The following is a 13,121-nucleotide window of genomic DNA, read 5'->3' on the forward strand; positions in this document are numbered from 1 at the left end:
TGAAGTGTTTGTGAATAAGGTACATAAGGGCACAAAAAAGTCAAGTTTTAAAAACTTGACTTCTTAAAAACATTACAAAAAAACAATGGCTGACCAATAATTGGTCAGCCATTGTTGTTGTATCTCTAGCTATTGTTAAGCTACCTTTCCCGATTCAACAAGGGGGGAGGATAAAGTCTGAAATTCAGTTTCTGCTGCTTTCAAAACTGCTAAGTGCGATATAAAGTAGGCGAGCGTACTCTCGGCGCCTTGATTTCGGTTTACGCTGTTGAACTGCAAACCGTCGGCACAGCCGTGCGTTTCGAAATCGTACAGCGGAATATGCAAACTGTTTTTGCCCAAAAACCATTCGTAACTCGTATGCATTAAGCTTAAATACTTGTCGTCTTTCGTCAATTCAAAAGCCTTGGCATACAGCAGCACCATAGCCATGGTTTCAATTGCCTGCTGATCGTATATCGGGTTTTTGCCATGCTTTTTCATCCAGCCCGCGTTTCCCACGGGATTTAAATAGCCGTTTTCGAAAGAGAAAGTATTCAAAAATGCGATACTTTCCATAGCAGTTTCGTACGAAGTGGTATTTCCGGTAGCCTCAAAATGATGTAACAGGGCCAGCGGTAAAATTGCATTATCGTACGTTAGTATATCTTCAAACCAGTGCCAGTCGCCATCCTTGTTTGTACGGTAAGCGCTCACAAGCGATTCGGCAAGTCGGTTTACTTCATTAATCAAAATCTCATCGCCGGGATGCGCACATAAGAAATGTGAAATTCCGATAATGGTGTTAGCCATTCCACGCAGGTGTTTCAAACCTTTAAAATGCGGAATAGTGTGTGCAAAAAGCTCTCGGCCAAACTCGCGATAAGAGTTGTTAGGCGCCACGCAAATTAAATAGCCCAAGGCCCAAATTGTCCGGCCGAAAGAATCTTCGGAACCTATCTCATCAAGATAATTGCGATTGAAACTTAAAAAATTTCTGAAATTTCCATCCTCACGTTGCATGTATTGAACAAAGCTGAGGTAAATCGGCATCAATTGCAGCGCTTTTTGATTTTTATCCTGCTCGTAAGCCATCAGCGCCATAATCAATGCCCTTGCATTATCATCAATGCAATATCCTTCTTTTAAATTCGGAATCCCGAACCGGGCATGCTGAATAATCCCGGTGTCGTCGGTTAATAACGAAATGTGGTTAAGGTTCAGGGCGGGCATCCGTTCAATATCGATAATAGGAGGGATTGCCCGTTTGGGTTTTGCTTCTTTTGTTAAAGCCGCTTCCAAGGTTTTTAAATATACGTTTCCGATAGCTGGCCAGCGAAGCTTCAACCCGAAGCGATAGGCGTTTTGTTTCAGCTGTTGATGTTTGTCATCGTTATCAAGCAACTCGTTAACAATATTCGATAGCTGCTGGTCATTTTTGAAATCAAATAACCGACCTCTGTTTTCGGCGAGCAGTTCTTGTGCGTGCCAGTAAGGCGTAGAAACTACCGCGGCACCGGCGCCAACAGCATAAGAAAGTGTACCGCTGGTTATTTGCGCCTCATTTAAATACGGAGTAATATACAGGTAGCAGGCAGTTAAATATTGATGAAGTTCTTCTTCAGAAACGAATTTGTTTACAAAGGCGATATTCTTTTCTACGCCCAAATCCTTCGCAAGCGCCTTTAGGCTATCGCGATATTCCTCACCATTATGCCGCACAACCCCCGGATGTGTATTGCCAAGTATGACATACAATACCTCGGGGTGCTTATCTACAATTGCTGGCAAGGCCTTAATTACCGTTTCTAACCCTTTGTTCCTGCTGATCAATCCAAAAGTGAACAGCACTTTTCGGCCCCGAAACAGCTCGCTTTGCGACACCTGATTGTCAACAATAGGCTCAAGATCGGGCACACCATGCTCAATTAGTTTAATTGATGATTGCGGGATTTGGTAAATACTCGTCAAAAATAACACAGCCTTTTTGCTCATCACCACAATGTTCGAAGATTTTTTTGCAATCTCCTTAATGATGGTCTGCTGCATAAAACTCGGCTCTTTTAACACCGTATGCAACACCGTAATGAAAGGTTTTTCCAGTCGGTTAATTAACGACAAAAGGAAAACGCCACTGTTGCCGCCATAAATACCAAATTCGTGTTCAATAATACAAGTATCTATATCGCTGTTATTAATAAATTCAGCCGCCTCAATGTAGTCTTGCTGATTTTGCTGCCTGATCACAAATTTTACCTCCTTCGGATAGGCGTGTTCATGTACATCTTCCGATTCGTTCATCGCTACCACAAAACTTTTAGCCGCGTTATACGATGAATTTAAACTTAATGCATTAACTAAATTTTGGTTAAATGTTGCCAAACCACATTCGCGTGGCGGATAGGTAGAAATGTAGGCGATCTTCATAAGTATTTCTGTAGATAAATGTATCTGAATAACACAATAAGGGGGTAAATTGTTTTAAAATCCGAAAATTTCTATGGTTGATGACAAAACAATACGATTTTGTCCTTGTTAACTTATAAATTTTAAGCTTATGAGATCTATTTGGAAAGGTTCGATAGGATTTGGATTGGTTAATATTCCGGTGAAGCTGTTCTCAGGCGTTCAGGCCAGTCACCTTGATTTAGATATGCTGGATGAGCGTGACCACGAAAAAATCCGTTATATGCGGGTAAATGAAAAAACGCAGAAAGAAGTTCCTTTTGATAAAATTGTGAAAGGCTACTTTCTGAACGATAATTATGTTATTTTGGATAAGCACGATTTTGAAGAAGCATCTCCCGAAAAAACCAAGATTATTGAGTTGGAAAACTTCGTCGACATCAAAGAAATAAATCCCATTTACTACGAAACATCTTATTACACCGAGCCCGAAAAACAAGGACGTAAAGCGTATGCGCTTTTATTAAAGGCGCTCGAAAAATCGGGAAAGGCCGGCGTAGCACGCTTCGTTTTACGCAGCACCGAAAATCTTTGCGTAATCCATCCGCTCGAAAATGTAATTGTGATCACCAAGATCAGGTTTGAGCAGGAGATCAGAAGCCTTTCCGATATCAATAAGGTGGATGACATTACCATCACCAAAAAGGAAATGGACGTAGGCTTGGCACTGATTAAGCAATATACTTCAAAATTTGATTTAAGTGCTTTTAAAGACGATTATAGCAACGAATTACTTAAAATAATTAAGGCCAAAGCAAAAGGCAAACGAGCTACGGTGAAGAAAATGAAACCACAAAAAGCTACCAGCGACGATTTATATGATCAATTAATGCAAAGCTTAGGATCTAAAAAAGGAGCGTAGCGAGGTACACCCCGTCACGAACTTTCGGGAGAGAAATCTTTGAAGTATTTTTTACCGATTCTCCGATGGTGTGACACAGCTTTGGATGTATTACATGGCACAGAAGCATTCAACGAGAGCCAGTTTTTTGACATCAACTATCAACGGTCGTCATCCTCAGAGTTTAGTTTTAGGAAAAGGGGTTAGGATGGCGGGTTTTTTACGCTGTCATCCTGAGGGGTAATTTTTAACAAAAAATCACTATCAAGTGACGTTTTTAAGGCGGTCGTCATTCCCGCGCAGGCGGGAACCTTAAAGAGGTAGCATTAAGATCCCCAGTCAAGCTGAGGATGACGACCGTTCATGTATAGCCTCATAAAAGAGCGAAGTGCATAAAAACGCAATGGTAGTGCAACGAAGCATCCCCAGGCGATGAAACGCCGAACGCCAAATCCCCAATGCCAGAAGAAGCCGGGTGAAGGGGGCAAGGACGGTGAGATGAAGGTTGCGGATTCTTCCTTCGTCATAATGACAAAACTGGTGCTGTCATCCGCACCCTTATCTTTCGCCAAGCACTTCTTTACAAGCCTGATGTCTTAAATGCCGCTTTCAGTTGTTCTGCTGCGTACGCCTGGGCTGCTTTTGCCTCGGGCACTATAAGGGCCATCCCGAAAAACTCATGCGTAACGCCCTCGTAATTTCTACTATTTACCTTCACACCCGCATCAGCAAGCTTATTTGCCAGCATTGCTCCATCATCATGTAGCGGATCTATTTCAGCCGTAATAATAGTCGTAGCTGGCAGTCCTTTCAAATTGGCGTTTACAAGCGATATCTTTGGGTTCTGACTCTCAATCATTGTACTTAAGTACTGCTCAGTAAACCAGGTCATCATTGCTTTATTTAACGGTTTGGCATTGGCATACATTTTGTACGATTCGGTGTTCATGTTGGCTTGAGCAATTGGGTAAACCAACACCTGATGCACCGGAAGCATTATTTTATTGTCTCTTGCCATTATCGAAACATTTGCAGCCAGGTTGCCACCTGCACTTTCGCCAACAACTGCAATCTTTGCCGGATCGCCGTTAATACCGGCCGCATTTTTAACCGTCCATTCGTACGCCGCAAAAGCATCGTTGTGGGCAGTCGGGAATTTATCTTCAGGTCCTAGTCGGTAAGCCACAGAAACAACGATTGCATTTACCTGCTCGGCCAATGCTTGAGCCGATGCATTGTAAACGTCGATATTTGCAATAACAAAACCGCCTCCATGGTAGTAAACAATGATTGGAAAGGGAGCTTTACCCAACTTTGGCGTGTAAATACGCATATGCATTTTGCCGCCGTTAACCGCAATATCCTTGCCCACCGTATCAACCTGAGGCGCAGGCACGGTAATATTGTTTTGTTTCACCAAATCCATAACGGCATCCGTTGGCGTATGATTTTTCCTGGCATCGACAGCGCTTAAGGTCTCAATCGGTTTATCGCCATAACTTGCCAGCTTTTCGATCACAACCTGCATTTCGGGCTTAATTGTTTTGCCCCATTCAGGCGCTGGGCCCGCGGGCTTTAAGGCTACCACTTTCGGTGAATCTGCCATTACAGAATCGGTAGTGCTGGTGCTTTGATCGCCACTGCTGCACGCCGAAACCATTGCCGCCAGTGCACAGCCTGCCGACATCGATTTTAATAAACTGATTTTCATTGCGTTATTCTTTCTAATTAAATGATCATACTATAACACCAATTACAAACAAGTGTTTTTAATCGTTTACAACTGCTTAGAATTTACAGAACATGCAAACATCTTACTCCTAATCTTGTTCTGTTCTAAAACAATATTTATGCTGACAGAAATAACGGGTTTACCCGACAACGTTTTTGGCGTACGCGCAACGGGGCAGGTGACCAGCGATGATTTGAAATCTGTTTTATTAACGGGCCTGAAACGTACCGCCGACCGCTTTGGCGAAATCAGGTATTTGCTGGTGCTGGAAACCGATATCAAAAACTTTACTACCGGCGCATGGGTTCAGGATGCAAAAGCGGGTTTGCAAAACTTTACAAAATGGAAAAAAATTGCCGTTGTAAGCAACGAAAAATCAGTAGAATGGTTTTCGGATATTTTTACTGTAGTTACGCCGGGGACGTCGAAAGGATTTAAGCCCGAAGAAATTGAACAGGCAAAGCAATGGTTAAGTGAAAATGATTAATTAATAGGAAGAACATGAAAAATTCAAAAACACCGGCAGAAAATAGCAAGGCTACTGCCGCAAAAGAACAAAAAGCAAAGGGAGCAGATGAAAATATAACATCGGCAAAAGATGCAAAAAAAGTTGATGTAGCTAAAGATGATCAGGTAAAACATAAAAAACCCTAACTTACCCTTGCCGTTTTTATGAAAGTAGATGCTGATAACATTAATCGCTTTTATGATAGGTTTTACAGTTGGATTATTAACAAAGGACCAGCTGTATTATTAGGTTTCGCCGTACTATTTTTAGGGCTATGGCTTATTAAGTTGTTTAGCCGCTGGATGAAGGGCAAAATGGCACGAAAAGCCATCAACCCTTCGCTCGCCCCATTCCTGCTAAGTGTGGTAATAATTGCGCTCAGGGTTGTATTGGTATTAACCGTAATGCAAATTATCGGCATACAGCTTACCTTTTTAACCGTATTAATTGGTGGTATTGGCGTTGCAGCGGGCCTTGCACTTTCGGGTACGCTTCAAAATTTTGCCAGTGGCGTATTAATCTTATTGCTGAAGCCATTTATAGTGGGCGATAACATTATAGCGCAAGGACAGGAGGGCACCGTAACATCGATACAGATGTTTTACACCATTGTAAAAACATTTGATAACCGCACGGTGGTAATCCCGAACGGAAAACTATCTAACGAAGTAATCATTAACATCAGCCGGGAGGGTAGCCGTAGGCTCGATATTGAAATTAAATTTAGCTACGGTATCGAGTATGATCAAATACTCAAAGTATTTAACAAAACCGTTGATGATTTTAAGGACTGCCTGAAAACGCCCGAACGCAGAATAGGGGTATCTACCTTAGAAGATAGCGGATACAAGGTAATTATGAATGTTTGGGTAAACGCCCACGGTTTTACAGATACAAAACTGTCGTTTCAGCAAGAGTTGATGAAAAATTTCAGGACTAATGGGGTAAACCTGCCGGGAATGACTTAATTATCAGCTTTCAGTAACAGATATATTTTATCCATCAACTCATCAATATTAAATGGCTTTGCCATAAACTCATCTGCCGATACGCCATCGAGCGCATAGTTTGTAGCATTGTATCGTGCAGAAATCATTAACACGGGAATATGGCTGGTTGACGGGTTTTCTTTAAGATCTTTTAAAAGTACCCGCCCGTCAATATCTGGCAACATAATGTCCATAATAATAACGTCAGGTCCGAACTCTTGTACATGGTTAATTAAATCGGCGCCTTTATTTAAGCCAGCTACATTGAAAGCCTCGCTTTCTAAAATAAGGGTAATAACATCTAAGATCGCATGGTTATCTTCTATAACCAGAATGTTTTTCTTTGCCAAGCTTCAGGTAGTGTTTAAATTTATGCAAATATAACAGAAAAAATAAATCCTTGAACTGAATATAGCAAATTAGAGTGATTCTAAAACGGGCGTGATATTTGTTAATTAGAAAAATCTGATATTTTTGTAAGATCTTATCTTATTATGACTAAATTTTCCGTTGACTTAACCAATTGCGACAAAGAGCCCATCCATATTCCGGGGAAAGTTCAATCGCACGGTTTCTTAATTGCCGTTAACAAATCTAGCTTTAACGTTTCTTACGCGAGCGAAAATATAATCAACTTTCTACAGCTTTCGGCAGCAGATGTTTTGGATAAACCTATTGGTGTGCTGTCCAGCCACATTAACCAACAAGAGCCCGATTTTAATGTTGCCGATCTCCTCAAACTTGGCCTCGTAAAGAAAAGTTTCGATGCCATAAGCCCTTATCCGCTGGAAATTAATGGAAACCCGTTTTACTTGATTATCAACGCGTCGCAAAACGACTGGTTGCTCGAGTTTGAGCCCGTTACCTTGCAGTACGATATACAGAGTTTGGTTGGCAGGTCTGCTTCATCCATGTTGCAAGGCAAAAACGTATTGGCCTTACTTAAAGGGGCAGCCAAAGAGGTTAAAAACCTGATCAGTTACGATCGAATTATGATTTATAAGTTCCAGGATGATGGACACGGGGAGGTAGTGGCCGAAGAAAAGGAACAAAACCTTGAACCATTTTTCGGTCTTCATTATCCTGCATCCGACATTCCGAAACAGGCGAGGGAGTTGTATAAATTAAACCTTACCAGGTTAATTGCCGATGTAAATACCGAGGCTTCGCCCATTTTGACTTTTAAAGAGGATGAGCCGCTGGATTTAACAAGCGGTGGTTTGCGTGCGGTTTCGCCCATCCATATCCAATACCTCAAAAATATGGGTGTTCGCTCTAGCTTCAGCATTTCGCTGATTGCGAATGGGGAACTTTGGGGGCTAATTGCCTGCCACAATTACAGTCCAAAATTTATCGACTTTAAAGCCAGGGAAGGGGCCAAGCTCATTGGCGAAATCCTTTCATCGGCACTGGAGTATCGGCAGGCCGAAGAAGATTCTGAAACGGTTGAACTGTTTAAAGATACCGCAAGCGTGCTTTCCGAGCATTTAAACAGAGATAAATACTTACTCGATGCACTTACAGGCCACAACAGGTCGCTATTAGAGGTAACAAAGGCTGCTGGTGTGGCTATTATTTTTGAGGGCACTTTGAGAACGATCGGTATCGTACCCGAAGAAAACGACATTTGGGAGCTTGCCGAATGGATAAAGGCCAATAGCGACGAATCGATCTATTACACCCATCGGTTATCAGAAATATTCGGTGCAGCGAAAAAATATAAAGAGGTGGCATCGGGCATACTGGCTTGTTCGGTGAGCAAAAACCCTAATGAGCTCATTATCTGGTTTAAGCCAGAACAAATTTCAACTGTAAACTGGGCCGGAAACCCCGAAAAACCTATTGCTACGGCAGAAAATGGCCTGCAAAGCCTATCGCCACGAAAATCGTTCGAAATCTGGTCTGAGGTGGTAAATAATACCTCTGAAAAATGGTTGCCCGAAGAGATCACATCGGTGCTCCGCATTCGCGAAATTATCGTTACACACATTAATAAAAAGGCCAACGAAATCAGGCTGCTCAACGAAAAACTACAGGCTGCCTACGAAGAACTCGATACTTTTAGCTACACCATATCGCACGATTTACGAACGCCGCTGACCTCGATAAAAACCTATGCCGAATTAATGTTGAAAAATAAAAGCATTGATGAGAACGGAAGGAAGATGTTAAGTCGTATATTAACAGGTGCCGATAAAATGAATTTTCTGATTAAGGAAATCCTGCACCTGGCAAGGGTTGGCCGATCGGAAATCAATTTCGAAACCGTTAACATGCAAGCCTTGTTAAAAGAAATTGAAACCGAGGTGTGGTCGGCTTTTAAAGCAGACAAGGCCGAACTTATTTTAGGCCAATTACCTGATTTGAGGGGGGATAAAACAATGATTAACCAGGTATTTACAAACTTGATCAGCAACGCTGTAAAATACTCATCGATGGTTGCAGCGCCCACAATTGAAGTTTCGGCAACGGTTGATGCCGGTGAAACGGTATATGCCGTAAAAGATAACGGTATGGGAATTGATAATCGTTATTACGACAGGGTTTTTGAGCTTTTTAAGCGGATGGACAATGCAAGAGACATTGAAGGAACAGGAGTGGGGCTGGCTATTGTAAAAAGAATTGTAGAAAGGCACAACGGACGAGTATGGTTTGAGAGTAAACTGAACGGTGGATCTACTTTTTATGTAGCTTTTAAAAACAGATAAAAATGAAAACGCCAGATATATTTTACGTAGAAGATGATATAGACTATGCTTTTTTTATGCAGAGTGCTGTACAAGAGGTGCGACAAACATTAAATTTAACCATTGTAGAAGATGGGAGAGAGGCTTTATTGAAATTGCAAAATTTTGCAGATACCAAAACGAAGCCTAAACTTATTTTGCTCGATTTAAACCTGCCGGGTTTATCCGGTCTTGATTTGCTTAAATTTATTAAAGACATTCCCTACTTAAAGGGGATTCCGGTAATCTTATTCTCCACTTCCGATAACCCTGATGATGTTAAAGCATCGATAGAATTTGGGGCAAATGCCTATTTAACCAAACCGGACGGTTACGATAATCTGGTTAAATGCATCCACTCGGTACACGACTTTTGGTTTAACCAGCACTTGCGATTAAATTAAAAAGTCTCCACATTTTTTAAAAATTCGGATTTTTCAATTCGAATTTTTTGTTTTAAACCTAATTAGAAAAATATACATGATTGCCAATTTACTGAAAACTGCAACGTCCGAGCGCCACAACGAGCTCGAATCGCTAATGTTTGTTAACAACATTATGAACCACACGTTGAGTGTAGCTGATTATAAGAAACTGTTGACCATTAATTATATTATACATCAAAAACTCGAAAATAACCTCGCCAATATGCTCGATGCCGATATTGCTGAACGATTGGAAATGAGCGAACGGTTAAAGCTTGGTGCGCTGGAAAAAGACCTCGATTATTGGCAGATTGATACCCTTACTTTGCCGGAGCTAAACTTTGATTTGTTCATCCCCAAAAAAAATAATGCAGCGGTGCTTGGCGCCCTTTATGTGCTTGAAGGCGCTACATTGGGTGGTAACGTTATAAAAAAACATATTCTGGCCAATAAAAATTTTGAAGGCCATGAAGCAGGTTTAAACTATTATGGCGTGTATGGCGAAGCGCTTGGAGCCAAATGGAAAACTTTTGTTTCCCTACTGAATGAAACGGTTACCGAGGCCGATTATGAAGTGTGCATCGACAGTGCAAACCAAACATTTAACAACCTGATCAGCTTGTCAAAGCAGCTCGCGGAGGCGGTATAAATCGTACAAGAAAAAGACAAAAAATTGTCCTATTCTATCGCCAAGGCATTTTTCGAATGTGAAAATGTGCAAAACTTCTTTCAAATTAATATTTGCTTTCTGTTGTTAATTCAAGGTAAATATGTATTATTGAAAAAAAATAAATTTTTTAAACCTTAAAAACATCAATTAGCGATGGAAAAATTCTCAAAAGTTAAAGCTGCTGTTGCTGCAATCGAAGCAGATGTAGAAAAATTTTATAACGCTGGCAATGCAGCTGCTGGTACTCGTGTGCGTAAAGCAATGCAAGATCTTAAAGTTTTAGCACAAGAAATCCGTGCAGAAGTAACTGACAAGAAAAACTCTGGAAAATAATAATTTCGCGAGTATGAAACAAAAAGGCCCCGATATCGGGGCCTTTTTGCTTTATTAAATTGTTGTTAAACACTCAACATGTAGTAAACAATGTAATTTATACTACCAGCAGGCACTAGTCGTTGCCCTTTGCATACATTTTAAGGTATTTTTTTAGCATTTCTCTGGCCACATGGATGCGGGTTTTTACTGTACCAAGCGGTATACCAAGCTCATCGGCAATTTCGTGGTATTTAAAGCCCTCAAAATACTTTATAAAGGGAACACTATAACTATCGGGCAGATGATTTAGTGCCTTTTGGATATCATCGACAATCATTTTGCCAACGCTTCCGTTGGTTTGAGCGCTCATCATCAAATTCGCCGACGAAATCTCGTCATCTTGTGTAATCAGCGTTTTCGACTTTGCATTTTTGCGATAATTATTGATGAAAGTGTTTTTCATTATCACAAACAGCCAACCTTTAAAATTGGTGCCTTCTTGAAAATTTTGGTAAAACCTAATTGCTTTTAGCATGGTATCCTGAACCAAATCATTTGCATCCTCCACATCTTTGGTAAAATTTAAAGCATGCATTCGAAGCGATAATGAATGGCTGTTAACCATTTTGTTAAATTCAATTTGCGTCATGATGTTCTAGGGTTGATGAATCTATGTTTGAACAAATGTTATACCAAACGAAACGTAAACAAGTACACAATTTTGCTACACAACCCTAAACTGTACGATTAAAGGGGCTCAGACTGCCTTTATCGGGTAAACCCGCTATCCTGCGGTTTAATTTCGGGTATAAATACATTCAACGTTACGGGACGTTGATTTCCAGGCGCTTAAAAAAGCGTACACTTATGTCAAATACGCGAAACGATTTCCCCCTCAAAACGCACGCTGGTCGAGATTTGTAGTCTCGTCTTAGCTAATAGATTGCTTCGGCACGCACGGTCCCAGCCTCGCAATGACGAGTTATTTTAAGCGCTGGTCGAGATTTAACGCTGGTCGAGGTTTGTAACCTCGACCTAAATAGTGCTGGATTTAAAATCCAAGGCGAAAGAGATCGGGAAGTGGAACGAAGCAATGCCTTTAGTTAGATTGCTTTGGCTCGCAGAGTCCCAGCCTCGCAATGACGATCTCTGTCAAAGCGCTGAGCGAGGTTTGTAATTTCATCTTCGCTAATAGATTGCTTCGGCTCGCACAATCCCAGCCTCGCAATGACGAATATACTAAATTCTGACCTTCCTGTTTAATACTGGATTTCAAATCCAGCGCCGGAGCAGTCGGGATCGCAAATCCTGAATACAGGAAGTTAAATAGGCGAAACAATTTTCCTGTTCAAACGCTTTCTTAATTAGAAAATGAGAAGTATGGAAGAATTAATTAATCAGCTTAAAGCATTTTTAGGCGAACGTGCGCAACGCATCGAAGCCAAAGGTGCGGCAGAGATCGACATTGTGGTAACCGAAGGCTACAAAATCGATCAGCTAGCGCTCGAACTGGAAGAACAAATTATAAATTTGGTAAGCGAAGATACCCTCGCAAAGATCAATCTATTGGATCAAAGCAAAACCGTAATCCGAAGTTTCTCGCTAAATCAATAGGTGCTTAAGGTTTTCTCATTGGTAACGTAGGCGAGGTTTGTAATTTCATCTTCGCTAATAGATTGCTTCGGCTCGCACAATCCCGGCCTCGCAATGACGATTTATTTCAAGCGCTTGTAGAGATTTAACGCTGGTCGAGGTTTGTAACCTCGACCTAAATAGTGCTGGATTTAAAATCCGAGGCGAAAAAAGTTGGGAAGTGGAACGAAGCAATTCCTTTAGTTAGATTGCTTCGGCTCGCACAGTTCAAGCCTCGCAATGACGAGTTTACTAAATTCCGACCTAACTAACACTGGATTTAAAATCCAGGGCTAAACAAGTCAGGATTGCAAATCCAGACTATAACGCTGGTCGAGGTTTGTAACCTCGACCTAAATAGTACTGGATTTAAAAATCCAAGGCGAAAAAAGTTGGGCAGTGCAACGAATCAATGCCTTTAGTTAGATTGCTTCGGCTCGCACAGTCCCAGCCTCGCAATGACGAGTATACTAAATTCCGACCTAAATAGTACTGGATTTAAAATCCAAGGCGAAAGAGGTCGGGAAGTGGGACGAAGCAATGCCTTTAGTTAGATTGCTTCGGCTCGCACAGTTCCAGCCTCGCAATGACGAGTTTACTAAATTTCGACCTAACTAGTGCTGGATTTAAAATCCAGAGCTAAACAAGTCAGGATTGCAAATCCAGACTAACGGATAACGCTGGTCGAGGTTTGTAACCTCGGCCTAACTAGTGCTGGATTTAAAATCCAAGGCGAAAGAGGTCGGGAAGTGGAACGAAGCAATGCCTTTAGTTAGATTGCTTCGGCTCGCACAGCCCCAGCCTCGCAATGACGAGTATACTAAATTCCGACCTAAAT

The 13,121-nt window shown here is 41.4% G+C and carries 13 protein-coding genes; 9 read left to right on the plus strand and 4 right to left on the minus strand.

The window, feature by feature from the left end:
* Positions 1-135: 135 nt before the first annotated feature.
* Positions 136-2,406, minus strand: a complete 2,271-nt coding sequence (locus IZT61_RS01595) for a glycosyltransferase family 4 protein (protein WP_196099465.1) — start codon at positions 2,404-2,406, stop codon at positions 136-138.
* Between the two features lie 130 nt (positions 2,407-2,536).
* Here IZT61_RS01595 and ku point away from each other — a divergent pair, with 130 nt between their 5' ends.
* Positions 2,537-3,307, plus strand: coding sequence for a non-homologous end joining protein Ku (gene ku, locus IZT61_RS01600; protein ID WP_196099466.1), 771 nt, complete (start codon positions 2,537-2,539; stop codon positions 3,305-3,307).
* 559 nt (positions 3,308-3,866) lie between these two features.
* Here the strand turns inward: ku and IZT61_RS01605 are convergent.
* Entirely contained in the window at positions 3,867-4,997 is a 1,131-nt protein-coding gene (locus IZT61_RS01605; protein WP_196099467.1) for an alpha/beta hydrolase, read from the minus strand.
* A gap of 139 nt (positions 4,998-5,136) precedes the next feature.
* On the opposite strand from IZT61_RS01605, the gene IZT61_RS01610 reads away from it, so the two are divergent.
* The 3 genes from IZT61_RS01610 to IZT61_RS01620 are packed head-to-tail and all read left to right on the plus strand — an operon-like array spanning position 5,137 to position 6,494.
* Positions 5,137-5,505 (plus strand): SpoIIAA family protein, encoded by a 369-nt coding sequence (locus IZT61_RS01610; protein WP_196099468.1) that lies wholly within the window; start codon positions 5,137-5,139, stop codon positions 5,503-5,505.
* Between the two features lie 14 nt (positions 5,506-5,519).
* Positions 5,520-5,672: a hypothetical protein gene (locus IZT61_RS01615; protein WP_196099469.1), complete on the plus strand. Its 153-nt coding sequence runs from the start codon at positions 5,520-5,522 to the stop codon at positions 5,670-5,672.
* 18 nt (positions 5,673-5,690) lie between these two features.
* Complete coding sequence (locus IZT61_RS01620) at positions 5,691-6,494, plus strand: mechanosensitive ion channel family protein (RefSeq protein WP_196099470.1); 804 nt, start codon at positions 5,691-5,693, stop codon at positions 6,492-6,494.
* Here the strand turns inward: IZT61_RS01620 and IZT61_RS01625 are convergent.
* Entirely contained in the window at positions 6,491-6,865 is a 375-nt protein-coding gene (locus tag IZT61_RS01625; RefSeq protein WP_196099471.1) for a response regulator transcription factor, read from the minus strand. The two genes, IZT61_RS01620 and IZT61_RS01625, sit on opposite strands and share 4 nt — an antisense overlap.
* Positions 6,866-7,009: 144 nt before the next feature.
* Between IZT61_RS01625 and IZT61_RS01630 the strand changes: the two genes are divergently transcribed.
* The 4 genes from IZT61_RS01630 (at position 7,010) to IZT61_RS01645 (ending at position 10,669) form a co-directional block, all read left to right on the plus strand.
* Positions 7,010-9,223, plus strand: coding sequence for an ATP-binding protein (locus tag IZT61_RS01630; RefSeq protein WP_196099472.1), 2,214 nt, complete (start codon positions 7,010-7,012; stop codon positions 9,221-9,223).
* A 2-nt stretch (positions 9,224-9,225) separates the two neighbouring features.
* Positions 9,226-9,645 carry a response regulator gene (locus IZT61_RS01635; RefSeq protein ID WP_196099473.1) on the plus strand — a complete coding sequence of 140 codons (420 nt, stop codon included), beginning with the start codon at positions 9,226-9,228 and terminating at the stop codon, positions 9,643-9,645.
* Between the two features lie 76 nt (positions 9,646-9,721).
* The gene (locus tag IZT61_RS01640; protein ID WP_196099474.1) at positions 9,722-10,315 is read left to right on the plus strand and encodes a biliverdin-producing heme oxygenase; all 594 of its coding nucleotides are present in this window, start codon (positions 9,722-9,724) and stop codon (positions 10,313-10,315) included.
* Positions 10,316-10,489: 174 nt separating this feature from the next.
* On the plus strand, positions 10,490-10,669 hold the full coding sequence (locus IZT61_RS01645) for a hypothetical protein (RefSeq protein WP_010602585.1): 180 nt from the start codon (positions 10,490-10,492) through the stop codon (positions 10,667-10,669).
* 115 nt (positions 10,670-10,784) lie between these two features.
* Here IZT61_RS01645 and IZT61_RS01650 read toward each other — a convergent pair whose 3' ends face one another.
* A complete protein-coding gene (locus tag IZT61_RS01650) occupies positions 10,785-11,300 on the minus strand; it encodes an RNA polymerase sigma factor (protein ID WP_196099475.1) in 516 nt (171 codons plus the stop codon).
* A 731-nt stretch (positions 11,301-12,031) separates the two neighbouring features.
* On the opposite strand from IZT61_RS01650, the gene IZT61_RS01655 reads away from it, so the two are divergent.
* Positions 12,032-12,265: a hypothetical protein gene (locus IZT61_RS01655; RefSeq protein WP_196099476.1), complete on the plus strand. Its 234-nt coding sequence runs from the start codon at positions 12,032-12,034 to the stop codon at positions 12,263-12,265.
* The last annotated feature ends 856 nt before the right edge of the window (positions 12,266-13,121 follow it).

Origin of the sequence: Pedobacter endophyticus, assembly GCF_015679185.1 — a bacterium.
Taxonomy (GTDB): domain Bacteria; phylum Bacteroidota; class Bacteroidia; order Sphingobacteriales; family Sphingobacteriaceae; genus Pedobacter; species Pedobacter endophyticus.